The 15,245-nt window shown below is 71.0% G+C and carries 10 protein-coding genes; 2 read left to right on the forward strand and 8 right to left on the reverse strand.

The annotated features are described in order from the left end of the window. Positions 1-23: 23 nt before the first annotated feature. The 6 genes from CP980_RS08400 to CP980_RS08425 all read right to left on the reverse strand — a co-directional run bounded on the left by CP980_RS08400 (position 24) and on the right by CP980_RS08425 (position 10,511). On the reverse strand, positions 24-1,640 hold the full coding sequence (locus tag CP980_RS08400) for a glycoside hydrolase family 13 protein (RefSeq protein WP_167535809.1): 1,617 nt from the start codon (positions 1,638-1,640) through the stop codon (positions 24-26). Positions 1,641-1,668: 28 nt separating this feature from the next. Then, entirely contained in the window at positions 1,669-2,544 is an 876-nt protein-coding gene (locus CP980_RS08405; protein WP_150527885.1) for a carbohydrate ABC transporter permease, read from the reverse strand. A 15-nt stretch (positions 2,545-2,559) separates the two neighbouring features. Then, positions 2,560-3,492: a carbohydrate ABC transporter permease gene (locus CP980_RS08410; protein ID WP_132759197.1), complete on the reverse strand. Its 933-nt coding sequence runs from the start codon at positions 3,490-3,492 to the stop codon at positions 2,560-2,562. Between the two features lie 12 nt (positions 3,493-3,504). Beyond that, the gene (locus CP980_RS08415; RefSeq protein ID WP_150527886.1) at positions 3,505-4,905 is read right to left on the reverse strand and encodes an ABC transporter substrate-binding protein; all 1,401 of its coding nucleotides are present in this window, start codon (positions 4,903-4,905) and stop codon (positions 3,505-3,507) included. Positions 4,906-5,108: 203 nt separating this feature from the next. Continuing rightward, positions 5,109-6,119 (reverse strand): LacI family DNA-binding transcriptional regulator, encoded by a 1,011-nt coding sequence (locus CP980_RS08420; protein WP_099889116.1) that lies wholly within the window; start codon positions 6,117-6,119, stop codon positions 5,109-5,111. Positions 6,120-6,221: 102 nt separating this feature from the next. Further along, a complete protein-coding gene (locus CP980_RS08425) occupies positions 6,222-10,511 on the reverse strand; it encodes a galactose-binding domain-containing protein (protein ID WP_167535810.1) in 4,290 nt (1,429 codons plus the stop codon). 230 nt (positions 10,512-10,741) lie between these two features. On the opposite strand from CP980_RS08425, the gene CP980_RS08430 reads away from it, so the two are divergent. Both CP980_RS08430 and CP980_RS08435 read left to right on the forward strand, forming a co-directional pair. Further along, entirely contained in the window at positions 10,742-12,343 is a 1,602-nt protein-coding gene (locus tag CP980_RS08430; protein ID WP_150527887.1) for an ATP-binding protein, read from the forward strand. After that, positions 12,340-13,065, forward strand: coding sequence for a DUF7342 family protein (locus CP980_RS08435; RefSeq protein WP_132759200.1), 726 nt, complete (start codon positions 12,340-12,342; stop codon positions 13,063-13,065). The genes CP980_RS08430 and CP980_RS08435 overlap by 4 nt, the downstream gene beginning before the upstream one ends. Before the next feature lie 27 nt (positions 13,066-13,092). On the opposite strand, the gene CP980_RS08440 is transcribed toward CP980_RS08435, so the two are convergent. Both CP980_RS08440 and CP980_RS08445 read right to left on the reverse strand, forming a co-directional pair. Then, complete coding sequence (locus CP980_RS08440) at positions 13,093-14,685, reverse strand: solute symporter family protein (RefSeq protein WP_132759201.1); 1,593 nt, start codon at positions 14,683-14,685, stop codon at positions 13,093-13,095. Further along, positions 14,682-15,185, reverse strand: coding sequence for a DUF485 domain-containing protein (locus tag CP980_RS08445; RefSeq protein ID WP_132759202.1), 504 nt, complete (start codon positions 15,183-15,185; stop codon positions 14,682-14,684). Before CP980_RS08445 ends, CP980_RS08440 begins: the two co-directional genes overlap by 4 nt. Positions 15,186-15,245 lie beyond the last annotated feature (60 nt).

Below are 15,245 nucleotides of genomic sequence, written 5' to 3' on the forward strand. Positions count from 1 at the left end.
CGTGGCGGCGGTCCGGCCGCGGGTCAGGTCCGCAGCCAGACCGCCGTGTCCTGCGGGAGCAGTCCGGCCGCGTCCAGGGCCGAACTGCTCAGCAGGAGGCTCGTGTGCGCGGGCAGCGAGGCCGGCGCGCCGGAGAGGTTGACCACGCAGACCAGCCCGTCCGGGCGGGCGAAGGCCAGCACCCCGGGCGGCGCGGGCAGCCACGCGAGCGAGCCGCCCCCGAAGCCGCCGGCCGCGCGGCGCAGGGCGAGGGCCGTGCGGTAGAGGGTGAGCATCGAGTCCGGGTCGCCGGCCTGGCGGTCCGCGGCGTACCCGCCCCAGCCCTCGGGCTGCGGGAGCCATGGGTCGTGCCAGGGCTCCGCGGTCCACGGCAGCGGCACCCGGCACCCGTCGCGCCCCGGGTCGGTGCCACCGGAGCGGAAGTGCATGGGGTCCTGGATCCGGTCGATCGGTACGTCCGCTTCCGGAAGGCCCAGTTCCTCCCCCTGGTAGACGTACACGGAGCCGGGCAGGGCGAGCGTCAGCAGGGCCGCGGCGCGCGCCCGCCGGGTGCCGAGGGCCAAGTCGGTGGGGGTGCCGAAGGCCTTGGCGGCGAAGTCGAAGCGGGTGTCGGCGCGCCCGTACCGGGTGACGGTGCGGGTCACGTCGTGGTTGCAGAGCACCCAGGTCGCCGGGGCGCCGACCGGGGCGTGTTCGGCGAGGGTCTCCTCGATGGAGGTGCGCAGCCGCCCGGCGTCCCAGGGGCAGCTGAGGAAGGAGAAGTTGAAGGCGGTGTGCAACTCTTCGGGGCGCAGGTAGCGGGCGAAGCGCTCGGAGTCCGGCAGCCAGACCTCGCCGACGAAGACGGCGCCGTACGAGTCGGCGATCGCGCGCCAGGAACGGTAGATGGCGTGCAGGTCGTCGCGGTCGATGTACGGGTGGGCCTCGCCGGTGCCGGAGGGCCAGGGCTCGGGCGGGCGGCCCGCCAGGTCGGGCAGGGCGGGATCCTTGGCGAGCAGGGCCGCGGAGTCGATCCGTACGCCGGCCACGCCGCGCTCGAACCAGAAGCGCAGCACGTCCTCGTGCTCGCGGCGCACGGCCGGATGGTCCCAGTTGAGGTCGGGTTGCTGCGGGGTGAACAGGTGCAGGTACCACTCCCCGTCCGGTACGCGGGTCCAGGTCGCGGCGCCGTTGAACTGCGAGGGCCAGTCCCCCGGGGGCAGTTCGCCCCTCTCGCCGCGGCCGGGCCGGAAGTGGAAGAGCTCGCGTTCGGGGCTGCCGGGGCCGGCCGCGAGGGCGGCCCGGAACCAGGCGTGCTGGTCGGAGACGTGGTTGGGGACGATGTCGACGATGGTCCGCACCCCCAGCGCGCGGGCCTCGGCGATGAGCCTCTCGGCCTCGGCGAGGGTGCCGAAGGCGGGGTCGATGGTGCGGTAGTCGGCGACGTCGTAGCCGCCGTCGGCGAGCGGGGAGAGGTACCAGGGGGTGAACCAGAGGGCGTCCACGCCCAGTTCCGCGAGGTAGGGGAGGCGGGCCCGGACGCCCGCGAGATCGCCGGTGCCGTCCCCGTCCCCGTCGGCGAAGCTGCGGACGTACACCTGGTAGATGGCGGCCGAGCGCCACCAGTCGGCGGCGTCCGCGGGCAGGGGAAGGTCAGCCACGGGGGCTCCTTTCACAGGGGGCGGCCGGTCAGCCCTTGAGGGAGCCCGCCGTCAGGCCGCTCATGATGTTGCGCTGGAAGACCAGGAAGACGAGGAGCGTCGGCGCGCAGGCCATGGCGAGGGCGGCGATGAGGTGGTTCTCGGGCACGCCGGTGGACAGCGAGTAGATGCCGACGTTGAGGGTCTGCAGCGCCGGGTCGGGGAGGGTCAGCATCGGCCAGAGGAAGTCCTTCCAGACGCCGACGACCGCGAAGATCGACACGACGCCGAGGACGGGCCGGGACATCGGCAGGACCACGGAGCGAAGGGTGCGCAGGGCGCTCGCCCCGTCGATGGAGGCGGCGTCGAGGATCTCCTGCGGGACGGAGTCGAAGAACCGTTTGAGCAGGAAGATGTTGAAGGCGTTGGTGACGGACGGCAGCCAGATGACCCAGGGCGAGTTGAGCAGGTTGCGCTGGATGAGCGGCACGTCGAGGACCGTGAGGTACTGCGGTACGACGAGGACGGCGGCCGGGATCATGAGGGTCGCCAGCATCATGCCGAGGACGGCCTTGCCGAGGACCGGACGCAGCCTGGACAGCGAGTAGGCGGCGCCGACGTCGAGGACGAGCTGGAAGGCGAGGGCTCCGAAGGCGTAGTAGAGGGTGTTGAACAGCAGCCTGGCGAGGTCCATCACCTCCCAGGCGGCCGTGTAGTTGGCGGTGTGCGCGGAGTGCGGTACCAGGGTGGGCGGGACGCGGGCGAACTCCTCGGTGCTCTTGAGGCCGTTCGCCACCATCCAGTAGAGGGGGCCGAGGAAGACGACGGTGAACCCGGTGACCACCACGGCGAGGACGGTCCAGTAGAGGATCTTCCCCCGGGTGCGGCCCAGCTGGGCGGGGGATATCAGGGTGCGCTCCGACATGGGCGGGGGCTCCTGTCAGCTCTCGTTGTCGCGGCTGAGGCGGACGTACAGGGCGGAGAAGCCGGCGAGCAGGACGAGCAGGCACAGGCCGAGGGCCGCGGCGCCGCCGTACTGGTTGAAGCTGAAGGCGTACTGGTAGATGAGGACGACGACGGTGGTGGTCGAGCCCTCGGGGCCGGCGCCGCCGGTCAGCAGGAACGGTTCGGTGAACACCTGCATCGTCGCGATGATCTGCATCAGCAGCATCAGCGAGAGGATGAGCTTGGTCTGCGGGACGGTGACGTGCCAGATCTTGCGCAGGAGTCCGGCGCCGTCGAGCTCGGCGGCCTCGTACAGCTCGCCGGGGATTCCCTGGAGGGCGGCGAGGTAGATCAGGGTCGCGCTGCCCATGTTCATCCAGGTCGACGCGATGACGACGGACAGCATGGCGGTGTCGCCGGATTGCAGCCAGTCTTGCGCCGGCAGGTGCAGGAATTCCAGGGCCCTGTTGAAAAGGCCGTATCCGGGGTCGTAGAAGTACTTGAACAGCAGGACCGAGGCGACCGGCGGCATCATCACGGGCAGGTAGACCAGCAGGCGCAGGTAGCCCTGCGCGTGCCGGAACTCGTTGAGGACGACCGCGACCACGAAGGGGAGCAGGAAGCCGAGGACCAGGGCGAGTCCGGTGAAGAGCAGGGTGTTGCGCCAGGCCTGCCAGAAGCCCGGGTCCTGGAAGACGTGCCGGAAGTTGTCCCAGCCGACCCATCGGGTGGCGCCGCCCTCCGTCTTCTGGAAGGCCAGCAGGAACTCCCGGACCATCGGGTACCAGGAGAAGAAGGAGAAGCAGAGGACGGCGCCGATCAGGAATCCGTGGGCCGTGAGGTTCCGCTTGAACGCCCGGCGGAACTCCTCCTTGGAGGCCGCGCGCACGGCGCGGCCGACGGGCAGGGTGGTGGTGGGGGCCGTCATCGCCGCTCGCTCCTACTGGTTCGCCAGCAGCTGGTTGACCGCTTTCTCCGCCTCGGCCAGGAGCTGCGCGACATCGGCGTCCTTGTTGGTGAGGACCCCGGACATCACCTTGTCGAGGACCTTGTAGACCTCCTGCGCCTTCTTCGGCTCCGCCTTGCCGGGCACCGGGTTGTCCAGGAAGGCCTTGAAGTTGGCGACGGGCATGGTGGCGCTCGCGGCCTTCAGCTCGTCGTCCTTCGCCTTGCTCGCGCCGGTGAAGAAGGCGGGCTGGGGAAGGCCGACCGGCAGGCCGTCGGCCTTGGAGCGGTCGTAGCGGAACTGGCCCTTGCCCACCGCGAGGGTCTTGAAGTTCAGCCAGGCCACGGCGGCCTTGATCTTGTCGGGCGAGCTGCCCTTCTTGACCATGTACCCGTTGCCGCCGGCCAGGGTGGCCGCGCCGCCGGGGAGCGGGCCCATGCCGAAGTTCGCGTACGTGGCGCCGAGCTGCTGGACCATGTACGTGATGTCGTCGGGCGCGGCGAGGAACATGCCGAGCTTGTCCGCGGCCATCTGCTTCTGCAGGTCGCCCCACTTGAGCAGCTGGGTCTTGCCCATGCTGTCGTCCTCCCAGCGCATGGCGTGGAGGTTGTCGGCGATCTGCCGTCCGGTGGGGTTGTTGAAGGCGGCCTTGCCGTCGGCGCCGACGATGTCGCCACCCAAGCCGTACATGGCGGCGGTGTAGTGCCAGCCGCCGGTGTTCTCGACGCTGTATTCGCCGTAGCCCGCGGTTCCGTTGCCGAGGGCCGCGATCTTCTTGGCGGCCGCCCGGACCTCTTCCCAGGTGCGCGGCGGGGTGTCGGGGTTCAGTCCGGCCTGCTGGAAGAGCTTGCGGTTGACCAGCAGACCCATCGTGTAGTTGCTGGTCGGCAGTCCGTAGAGCTTTCCGTCCCGCTTGAGGACGCCCACGACGTTCTTGTCGATGTCGTCGAGCGCGGGTACCGACCGCGGTGTGACGTAGGCGGAGATGTCCTCGGCGCCGTCGTTGTCGAGCACTTGCTGGAGGTCGGTGAAGTACGCGTAGAACACGTCCGGCTGGGACTTGGCCTTGAGCATCGCGGTGAAGCGCGGGGGCTCCAGGCACTGGCCGGGGGTGGAGCGGCCCTCGATCGTGACGTTCGGGTACGTCCTGTTGAACTCCGCCACGTCCTCCTTCCACTCCTTGAGCTCGGCCGCCTTGGCGGCGGGCGGCATGCAGTCGATGGAGAGGGTGACCTTCGTCTTCGGGTCGAGCGGTGCGGAGGCGTCGGCGGAACCGCCGCTCGGCTGCGCTGACTTGCCGTCGCCGCTGCTGCTCGTACCGCAGGCCGCGAGGGCGGTGACGGCGAGGGCGGAGGCAAGGGCGGCCGCGGTGCTGCGGCGGAGGCTGGTTCTCATCGGTGGTCCCCTTCGAGCATCGGGCAGGAGGCGTGGGGGCGAGCGCGGCACACTCAACCACCCCCCACAGATAGACGCAATATCTCGCGCAGATTTCGTAAGAGATTGACATTGCGATGCCGGACACGGAACGCAAAAGGGGCTCCGGAACGCCCTGGGGACGTTCCGGAGCCCCTCGCCGTACGGGCGGGGCCGGTACGGGGCTACGCGCGAGGGGCCTGCGCCGTGGAGCCGCGGACCACCAGCTCGGGCTCGAAGAGCAGCTCCCCGGGCTGCACGGCGGCGCCCTGGATCTGCGCGGTCAGCAGCTCGACGGCGGCGCGGCCCATGGCCTCGATGGGCTGGCGGACGGTGGTCAGCGGGGGCTCGGTGCAGTTCATGAACGCCGAGTCGTCGTAGCCGACCACGGAGACCTCCCGGGGTACGTCGAGCCCGCGCCGGCGGGCCGCCCGTACGGCGCCCAGCGCGAGCGGGTCGCTGGCGCAGATGATGCCGGTGACCCCGCGGTCGAGCAGCCTGGAGGCGGCCGCGTGGCCCCCCTCCAGCGAGAACAGCGCCCGCTCCACGTGGGCCGGGGGCAGCTCGGCGCCGGCCGCCGCGGCCACCGCCTGGGCGGCCGTCAGCTTGCGCAGGGAGGGGATGTGGTCGGGCGGGCCCAGCACCAGGCCGATGCGCTCGTGCCCCAGCGAGGCCAGGTGGCGCCAGGCCTGCTCGACGGCGACGGCGTCGTCGCAGGCCACGCATGGAAAGCCGAGGTCCTCTATGGAGGCGTTGATGAGCACCACCGGGACCTTGCGGTCGGACAGCAGCCGGTAGTGCCCGTGCGGGGCGTCGGCCTGCGCGAAGAGGCCGCCGGCGAAGACGACGCCGGAGACCTGCTGCTGGAGGAGGAGTTCGACGTAGTCGGCCTCGGAGACCCCGCCGGTGGTCTGCGTGCACAGCACCGGGGTCAGCCCCTGCTGGGCCAGGGCCCCGCCGATGACCTCGGCGAACGCGGGGAAGATCGGATTCTGCAGCTCCGGCAGCACCAGCCCGACCAACCGGGCGCGCTCGCCGCGCAGCTGCGTGGGCCGCTCGTAGCCGAGGACGTCGAGGGCGGTGAGCACGGACTGGCGGGTGGCCTCCGAGACGCCCGGCTTGCCGTTGAGCACCCGGCTGACCGTTGCCTCGCTGACTCCCACCTTCTTCGCCACTTGAGCAAGTCGTCGCGTCATGCGCGCAAGACTAGCGCAAGAAATGCAAGTCGCTTGCGGGTCTGCGGGGCGGCCCCGGGTGCACCCCGGAACCGCCCCGCCCCCGTCTTGCGCACCGCCGGACTACGGCAGTTGGTTGATCCTGAACGTCGAGGTCGTGTTCCGTACGTCCACGGCGTTGTCGCTCATCTTCAGGTTGTGGATGGTGACCTCACCGACCGCCGGGCCCTGCCCGTCCTCGGGCATCTCGTTCGCCCAGAGTCCGAAGCCGGACTTGGCGTCGAAGGCGTCGCCGCTCTTCTTCGCCCCCGTGATGGTGATGTCCTTCAGGACGGTGTCCTTGATCGGGTTGACCGGCTGGCCGCCGATGTACTGCGTCTGGAACATGATGCCGCTGTACGTCGGATCCACGATGTCGACATTGTTGATCCTGATGCCCTGGAACACCTTCGAGGCCGAGAACAGCCAGATCCCGGGGAAGGTCTGGGACCCCCAGAAGTGGCCGCCCGAGCGGACGATCGAGACGTTCTCGAAGGTCGTCGGATCGGTGCCGAAACCGTTCATCGGGTACCCGAAGTCCAGCGAGCTGACGGTGACGCCCGAGTAGACGAGGGTGTCGGCGATGTGGATGTTGCGGAAGGTGTTGTTGTAGCCGCCGTAGACGGCGACACCTGCCGCGCGCCAGGTCAGGATCGTGGTCAGGTTCTCGTACAGGTTGTTCTTCATGTCCGCGCCGCCCGCGTCGATCGCGGAGAACAGGGCGAAGCTGTCGTCGCCCGTGGACCGCGCCTCGTTGTTGGACACGAGGTTGTCCGTGCTGCCGTTGGTCATGTTGATGCCGTCGGCGAAGGTGTCGCGGATCCGGGAGTTCTTGATCGTGATGCGGTCGGTGTTGGCGCCCCAGTAGAGGCACACGGTGTGTTCGTTCCAGATGTTGTCGATGGTGATGTCGGTGACGTTGGAGAAGTCGAACACCTTGCCGGGGCCGTCGATGCGCGAGGTGTAGTTGCCGAACGAGGCGAATCCGGCGAAGGAGGAGCCCTTAGCGCTGGCTTCCGCCCGCCATCCGTTGTCGGTGTTGTCCTGGCCGGCCGGGGCGTGGAAACGGGTGAACCAGGGTCCGGCGCCGAGCACCTGGACGGCCTTGCCGTACACCTGGAACTTGCTGGCCGTCTCGTACTCGCCGGGCGGCAGGTAGACGCCGACCAGCTTGCCGGTGGTGTCCATACGGACCTTGTCCAGGGCGTTCTGCACGTCCTGGTGGGTGAACCCGGCGGGCACGGTGTACGTCGCCGGGTCCGGGTTGGGCGTGACGACGGCCTGCTCCAGGCTGACGAAGTCGATCGCGTAGCTGGTGGTGTTGGCCGCGTCCTTCTGGAGGCGGATCCGGCTGCCCGCCGGGACGGTCTCGCCGAGCAGCAGGTTGGCCTCGTCGTAGATGTGCCGTGGGGCTCCGGAGCCCGGGGAGTTGCCCGGGGCGGCCTCGGCCCCGTACAGCCAGGCGTACTTCGAGGTCAGCGGCAGGGCCTTCTTGAAGACGCCGTTGACGTAGACGTCGATCGTGGAGTCGATGCCACCGCCGCCCGGGGCGTCCGGGATGGAGAAGCGGGTGACCAGGGTGTTGGTGGCAGCGCGGGTGGTGAACTCGACGTACTCGCCGGTCGCGTCGAGGTTGACGGCCTTGCGGCCGGAGGCCTCACCCGCGATGTCTCCGATGGTGCGGTTGGGGCCGACGACGGTGGCTCCGCCGCCGACCGCCGCGTCCTCCGCCTCGTACATGTCGTAGGGCATGTTCGCCCCGCGGCCGACGAAGAAAGGTTTGGTCGAGGTGTTGTTCGCGCGCTTGACCGGCAGTTCGTTGGCGTCGTCGGCGAGGACCACCTTGACCGTGTACTTGCCGTTCGCCGCCGGCCAGCTGCCGAGGGAGATCGGGGCGGTCGAGGCGCCGGGGGCCAGGGCGCCGTTGAAGGAGCCGGTCAGCGTACGGACGGTGGCGCCGCCCGCGTCCTGGAGGACGAGGGTGACCCCGTGCGTACCGGAGGCGGCCGCGATGGTGCCTTGGTTGCGGACGGTGACGGTGAACGCGACCGGCTGGCCGGCGGAGGGGGCGCTCGGTGACCAGCTGACGGCGGAGGCGACCAGGTCGGAGCTGTCGACCGGCCGGACCACCAGCGGTGAGCCGGTGAAGGAGTTGTTGGTGTCGTTCTGCTCGATGACCGTGTTCGCCTCGTCGACGACCGCGCTCAGCGGATAGGTGCCGGCGTCGCGCGCCCCGATGCCGGCGGTGACGGTGGCCGTGGCTCCGGCGGCGAGGGCGGGCACGTTCGCCGTACCCACCGGGCTGCCGCCGAGCTTGAAGGTGACGGCGGTGGCGGCGGCCGGGGCCGGGCCGCTGTTCCTGACGGTGGCGGAGAGCGTGACGGAGTCGGATTCGACCGGGGCCGCGGGGCTCGCGCTCAGCCCGGTGACCTCCAGATCGGGGTTGGGCGCGGGGACGCCGATGACCTGGAACTCGGCGATCTGGCCGTTGGAGGCCCCGGTGTTGGAGGTGAAGCGGAGCTGTACGTCCGCGACGCGGGCGCGCACCGGGATGGTGACCGTGTTGGCTCCGGACGCCGGGTCGAAGGCGTAGTCCTTGGCCGCGACCAGGTTCGTGGCGCCCTGGGCGCTCTGCTCCCGGCCCAGGACCTGGATGTTCTGGGTACGGGCGCCCCAGCTGCTGTCCGGGTTGAGCTTGAGGACCAGGCGGTCGACGTCGGCGTTGGCGCCGAGCTTGACCGTGAGGGTGCTCGGGTAGGCGCCGGCCGCGCCCTCCCAGTAGGTGGAGGTGCTGTTGTCGTTGGCATTCTCCGCGACGAAGGTGTGGATCACGGAGGAGCCGGTGATCGGCTTGCCGACGGCCAGGTTGGAGCCGCCGCCTCCGGTGCCGTTGCGGGTCACCGTGTTGCTGTCGCCGGAGCGGTTGCCCGCCGCGTCCTTGGCCCGGACGAAGTAGCTGACGGTGGCGTCGGCCGGCTGGGTGTCGGTGTACGTGGTGGCGGTGCCGGCGACCGTCGTGCGCAGCACGTTGTTCGCGTACACCTCGTAGCCGGTGACGCCGACGTTGTCGGAGGAGGCCTGCCAGGCCAGCTTGACCTGGCCCGCGGCCGGCTCGGTGAAGGTCAGTGCGCCGGGGGCGGTGGGTGCCTGGGTGTCCCCGGTGCCGGCGGCGCGGGTGACGCTGTTGCTGTCGGGCGACTGGTTGCCGGCCGCGTCCCTGGCCCGGACCCGGTAGGTGACGCTCGTACCGGTGGGCTGGGTGTCGGTGTAGGTGGTGACGTCGCCGGCCACGCTGGTGCGCAGCTGGTCGTTCGCGTACACGTCGTATCCGGTGACGGCCGTGTTGTCGGTGGCGGCCTTCCACGTGAGCTTGATCTGGCCGGTGGCGGGCTCGGTGTAGGCGAGCTGGGTGGGCGCCGTCGGGGGCTGGGTGTCCCCGGTCTGCGGGCCGTAGATCTCCAGCTCGGATATCTGCCCGCCGGGCTGTACGGAGTTGGCCGAGATCAGGACCCGCAGGTGGCGGGTGGTGGTGGCGTCGAAGGTGACGGTCACGGTGTTGGCGCTCGCCGGGTCGAACGCGTACGCCTTGGACGCGGTCAGGTCGGTGAAGTCGGTGCCGTTGGTGCTGCCCTGGAGTTTCAGGGTCTGGGTGCGGGCGCCCCAGCCCTCGGGCAGGCGCAGCACCACGCGGTCCACCCGGACGGAGGCGCCGAGGTCGGCCTGGAGCCACTGGGGCAGGGCGTTGTTGGCGCTCTCCCAGTAGCTGGCCGGGCTGCCGTCGTTGGCGTTGGGCGGGAGGTAGGTCTGCGTGCTGCTGCTGGCGGTCAGGGTCTTGCCGAGGGCCAGGTTGGCCGAGGACTCACCGGCGGCGCGGACCTCCAGCTCGGAGAGCTGGGCCGCCTGCCAGCCGGTGTTCGCGGTGATGTCGATGCGGACGTACCGGGTCTGGGCGGCCGGGAAGGTGATGGTGACGGTGTTCCCGCTGCCCTGGCCGAAGGTGTACGTCGCCGAGCTCACCAGGGTGGTGAAGGCGGTGCCGTCGGCGCTGCCCTGGACGGACAGGGTCTCGTTGCGGCTCTCCCAGGCCGCGGGCAGCTTGAGCACGACCTGGTCGACGCGCGTGGTGGCGCCGAGATCGGTCTGCACCCATTGCGGGAAGGCGCCGCCGGCGCTCTCCCAGTAGGTGGACTGGTTGCCGTCGGTGGCGTTGGCGGCCGTGTAGGCGCCGTTGCTGCTGCTCGCCGCGGCGGGGCGGCCCGCCGCGATGCTCGGGCCGCCGGCGGCCTCGGCGGTCAGGGCCGGCCATCCCAGCATCAGCAGGGCCGTGGCGGTCAGGGCGGCCAGCGCCCTTCCTCTCCAGTGGAGCCTTCTCATATGTCCTCGTCCCTCGGCATGAGTTTTCTGAACCAGGTGAGATAGGAATTTGCGTCGTGCCGTGCGAGAGTTGCAGAGCTTTGCCGAGTCGTCTACAGCTCTGACCGCACTTTTATGCCGTCATCGCTTGCGCAAGCTGGCCGCAAATAACGCAAGCCATTTGCGTGCACATGGGAAATTCCGCTTCGGCCGAAGGCGACCTACCGTTGCTGGTCATGCGGTTCCTCCACATGAGCGCTCGGCGCCTCGGGCTGCCCAGACGGGCCGTCTCGCAGATCCTGCTGACCCAGCTGGCCATCGCCGCCGGGGTCGTCGTGCTCGCCACCGGGCTGTTCCTGGCCCCGCTCGGCGCGCAGCTCGACGACCAGGCCATGCGCCGTGCCCTGGCCATCGCCCAGAGCGCGGCGGCGGACCCCTCGCTGGCCGCCGACCTCCTCGACTCCGGCCCCAGCGCCGACAGCCCGGTCCAGGCCGCGGCCGAGCGGATCCGCCGGGCCACGGGCGCCGAGTACGTGGTCGTCATGGATCTGGACGGCATCCGCCGCTCGCACCCCGGCACCGACCGGATCGGACTGCCCGTCTCCACCGACCCGAGCGAGGCCCTGGCGGGCCGCGAGGTGATGGAGATCGACGAAGGCACGCTCGGCCGCTCCGCGCGCGGCAAGGTCCCGCTCATCGCCGCCGACGGGGAGATCGTCGGTGCCGTCTCCGTCGGCATCGCCTACGACAGCGTCCACGACCGGCTGCTCGGCGCCATCCCGGGCCTGCTCGCCTACGCGGGCGGCGCCCTCGCGGCCGGTGCGCTCGCCGCCTACCTGCTGTCCCGCCGGATCCAGCGGCAGACCCGCGACCTGGCCTTCTCCGATATCGCCGGACTGCTCGCGGAGCGCGAGGCGATGCTGCACTCCATCCGCGAGGGCGTGATCGCCCTCGACCGCGACGGCCGGGTCCGGCTGGTCAACGACGAGGCCGCCCGGCTGCTGGGCCTGGCTCCCGGCACGGCCGCCACCGTCGCCGGGCGCCCGCTGGACGACGTACTGGGCGCCGGCCGCACCACCGACGTCCTCGCCGGCCGCGTCACCGGCCGCGACCTGCTGGCCGTCCAGGGCCCCCGGGTACTGGTCGCCAACCGGATGCCCACCGAGGACGGCGGCGCCGTCGCCACCCTGCGCGACCGCACCGAGCTGGAGCACCTCGGCCGCGAGCTCGACTCCACCAAGGGCCTGATCGACGCGCTGCGCGCGCAGGACCACGAACACGCCAACCGCCTCCACACCCTCCTCGGCCTGCTGGAGCTGGGCCTGCACGAGGAGGCGGTGGAGTTCGTCACCGAGGTCGTCGGCGTGCACCGCAGCACCGCGGAACAGGTCACCGAGAAGGTCCACGACCCCCTGCTGGCGGCCCTCCTGGTGGGCAAGGCGACCGTCGCGGCCGAACGCGGCGTGCCGCTGCGGCTCGCCGACGCCACCTTCCTGCCCGACGGCCTCGTCGATCCAGGCGGGCTGGTCACGATCACGGGCAACCTGGTGGACAACGCCCTGGACGCGGCCGCCGGCTCCCCCGCCCCCCTGGTCGAGGTCGAGCTGCGCGCCGAAGGCCGGACGGCGATCCTCCGGGTACGCGACAGCGGCCCCGGCGTCCCGGCCGCCCGCCGGGAGGAGATCTTCACGGAGGGCTGGTCGACCAAACAGCCCAAGGCCCACCGCGAGCGCGGGCTCGGTCTCGCGCTCGTACGCCGCCTCGCCGAGCGTCAGGGCGGCACGGCCCGGGCCGGCGAGGCAGCGGACGGAGGGACGGAGTTCTCCGTCGTACTCCCGGAGGCCCTGCGATGAAAGAGACCCCGATCCCCGGCATCCACGACATCCGCGATATCCACGTATTGGTCGTCGACGACGACATGCGTGTGGCCCGGATCAACGCGGCCTACGTGGCCAAGGTTCCCGGCTTCCGCGTCGTCGCCCAGGCCCATTCGGCGGCCGAGGCCCTGGCCCGTCTCGACACCCACCCCGTGGACCTGGTCCTCCTCGACCACTACCTCCCGGACGAGAACGGCCTGGACCTGGTCCGCCGACTGCGCCAGCTCGGCCATCGCACCGACGTGATCATGGTCACGGCCGCCCGGGACCTGGCCACCGTCCAGAACGCCATGCGCCTCGGCGCTCTCCAGTACCTCGTCAAACCCTTCACCTTCGCGGGTCTGCGCACCCGCCTGGAGGCGTACGGGTCCCTGCGCCGCACCCTGGAGACGGGCGGCGAGGCCGAACAGGCCGAGGTGGACCGGATCTTCGGCGCCCTCGCCGCCGCCGGCTCCCCCAACGAGCTGCCCAAGGGCCACTCCGCCACCACCGCCGAACTGGTCCGCCAGGTCCTGCGCTCCGCCGAGGGCCCCCTCTCCACCCAGCTGATCGCCGACCGCGCCGGCATCAGCCGCCAGACCGCCCAGCGCTACCTGAAGCTCCTGGAGCGCACCGGCCGGGTCACCCTGGCCCTGCGCTACGGCGAGACGGGCCGCCCCGAACACCGCTACTCCTGGCTCCCGTCCGAGGGCGCGTGACCGGGCGGGCCGGATGGGGGGCCGTGCTCAGACGGCCCCGGCCCCGGTCAGCGAACGGACCTCCGTCTCCGCGTACTTCGCCTCGACCGGCTCCTCGGCCGAGGTGACCGTCCCCAGCCATCCCGCCAGGAAGCCCAGCGGGATCGAGACCAGGCCCGGGTTCTGCAGCGGGAAGAACTGGAAGCTGACGGCGGGGAAGAGGGATTCCGGGCTGCCCGAGACCACCGGCGACAGAACGACCAGCACCACCGCCGGAACCAGTCCCCCGTACACCGACCAGACAGCACCCCGCGTGGTGAAACCCCGCCAGAACAGCGAGTACAGCAGCACCGGCAGATTTGCCGAGGCCGCCACCGCGAAGGCCAGCCCCACCAGGAAGGCCACGTTCAGGTCCTGGGCGAGCAGCCCCAGGGCGATCGCCACCGCCCCGATCCCGACGGCCGCGACCCTGGCGACCGCGACCTCGCTGCGCTGGCGCGCGTGGCGGCGCTTGAGCGAGGCGTAGAGGTCGTGCGCCACCGAGGCCGAGGAGGCCAGCGTGATCCCCGCGACCACGGCCAGGATCGTGGCGAAGGCGATGGCCGCCACGAACGCGAACAGCACCGCTCCCCCGGTCGTCCCGGCCCCGCCGCCCAGGAAGGCCGCGAGCAGCGGAACCGCCGTGTTCCCGGAGGCGTTGGAGGCCCGCACCTCGTCCGGGCCCACCAGCGCGGCCGCGCCGAACCCGAGCACGATGGTCATCAGGTAGAAGCCGCCGATCAGCGCGATCGCCCACACCACCGACCTGCGCGCCGCCCGCGCCGTCGGCACCGTGTAGAAGCGCGAGAGGATGTGCGGCAGCCCGGCCGTCCCGAGGACCAGCGCGAGGCCGAGGCTCATGAAGTCGAAGCGCGACGTCCAGTCGGCGCCGTACTTGAGCCCCGGGCTCAGGAAGCGCCGCCCGTGCCCGCTGCGGTCGGCGGCGCTGGTGAGCAGCTGGTCGAAGTCCCCGTGGAAGCGCAGCAGTACGAGCACGGTGAGGGTGATGGCCCCGCCCATGAGCAGCACGGCCTTCACGATCTGGATCCAGGTGGTGGCCCGCATGCCGCCGAAGGACACGTAGACCACCATCAGCGCGCCGACCCCGATCACGGTCAGCGTCCGGGCCACAGTGCCCGAATCGCCGAGCAGCAGGCCGACCAGGCTGCCCGCGCCGACCATCTGCGCGACGAGGTACAGCACCGAGACGGTGACGGACGAGGCCCCGGCGGCGATCCGTACGGGCCGCTCGCTCATCCGGGCCGCGACCACGTCGGCGAGGGTGAAGCGTCCGCAGTTGCGGACCAGTTCGGCGACGAGGAAGAGCACGACGAGCCAGGCGACGAGGAAGCCCACCGAATACAGCAGGCCGTCGTAGCCGAAGAGGGCGATCAGGCCGGAGATGCCGAGGAAGGAGGCGGCGGACATGTAGTCGCCGGCGATGGCGAAACCGTTCTCCATCGGGGAGAAGAGCCTCCCGCCGGCGTAGAACTCCTCGGCCGAGCCGTGCCGGTTGCGGCTGACCCAGGTGGTGATGCCCAGGGTGACCGCGATGAAGAGGCTGAACAGGATCAGCGCGAGCGTCTGGTGTTCGGTGGTCACCGGCCGTCCCCCCGGCTCTGGTTCCGGTTGCGGCTGCGCTCCTGGTCGCGCTCCTGCTCGAAGACCGTCCAGCGCAGGTCGAGCGCGGCCCGGTCCCGGCGCAGCCGCGCGTGCCGGGAGTACGCCCAGGTCAGCAGGAAGGTGCTGAGGAACTGGCCGAGACCCGCCAGCAGGGCCACGTTGACGGCCCCGAACACGGGGCGGGCCATGAGGCCTGGCGCCATGGTCGCCGCGATCACGTAGGCGACGTACCAGAGGAGGAATCCGGCGGTCGCGGGGACGACGAACCCGCGGTACCGGCTGCGGACCTCCTGGAAGGCGGCGCTGCGCTGCACTTCGAGGTAGATGTCGGACGCCCCGGGCGCGGCCCGGCCGCCGGCGGCCGGACGCGGGGGCGGCGGTTCCCCGCCCTCGCCCTCCCCCCAGCCGACGGCGAGCGCGTCGTACCAGGGGTCGTCGAGCCGGATCGTTCCGGCATCGGGACCTTCGTGCTTGTCCACCGAACTCTCCTTGTCCGCTGCCGCATTGGCCGCGTGCCCACAAGGATGTGCGGTATGGAC

Origin of the sequence: Streptomyces vinaceus (genome assembly GCF_008704935.1) — a bacterium.
GTDB lineage: Bacteria > Actinomycetota > Actinomycetes > Streptomycetales > Streptomycetaceae > Streptomyces > Streptomyces vinaceus.

Excerpts from the sequence above, each read along its gene's own strand:
- CP980_RS08405 (WP_150527885.1), bottom strand. The coding sequence starts at position 2,544 with ATGTCGGAGCGCACCCTGATATCCCCCGCCCAGCTGGGCCGCACCCGG.
- CP980_RS08410 (WP_132759197.1), bottom strand. The coding sequence starts at position 3,492 with ATGACGGCCCCCACCACCACCCTGCCCGTCGGCCGCGCCGTGCGCGCG.
- CP980_RS08415 (WP_150527886.1), bottom strand. The coding sequence starts at position 4,905 with ATGAGAACCAGCCTCCGCCGCAGCACCGCGGCCGCCCTTGCCTCCGCC.
- CP980_RS08420 (WP_099889116.1), bottom strand. The coding sequence starts at position 6,119 with ATGACGCGACGACTTGCTCAAGTGGCGAAGAAGGTGGGAGTCAGCGAG.
- CP980_RS08425 (WP_167535810.1), bottom strand. The coding sequence starts at position 10,511 with ATGAGAAGGCTCCACTGGAGAGGAAGGGCGCTGGCCGCCCTGACCGCC.
- CP980_RS08430 (WP_150527887.1), top strand. The coding sequence starts at position 10,742 with ATGAGCGCTCGGCGCCTCGGGCTGCCCAGACGGGCCGTCTCGCAGATC.
- CP980_RS08435 (WP_132759200.1), top strand. The coding sequence starts at position 12,340 with ATGAAAGAGACCCCGATCCCCGGCATCCACGACATCCGCGATATCCAC.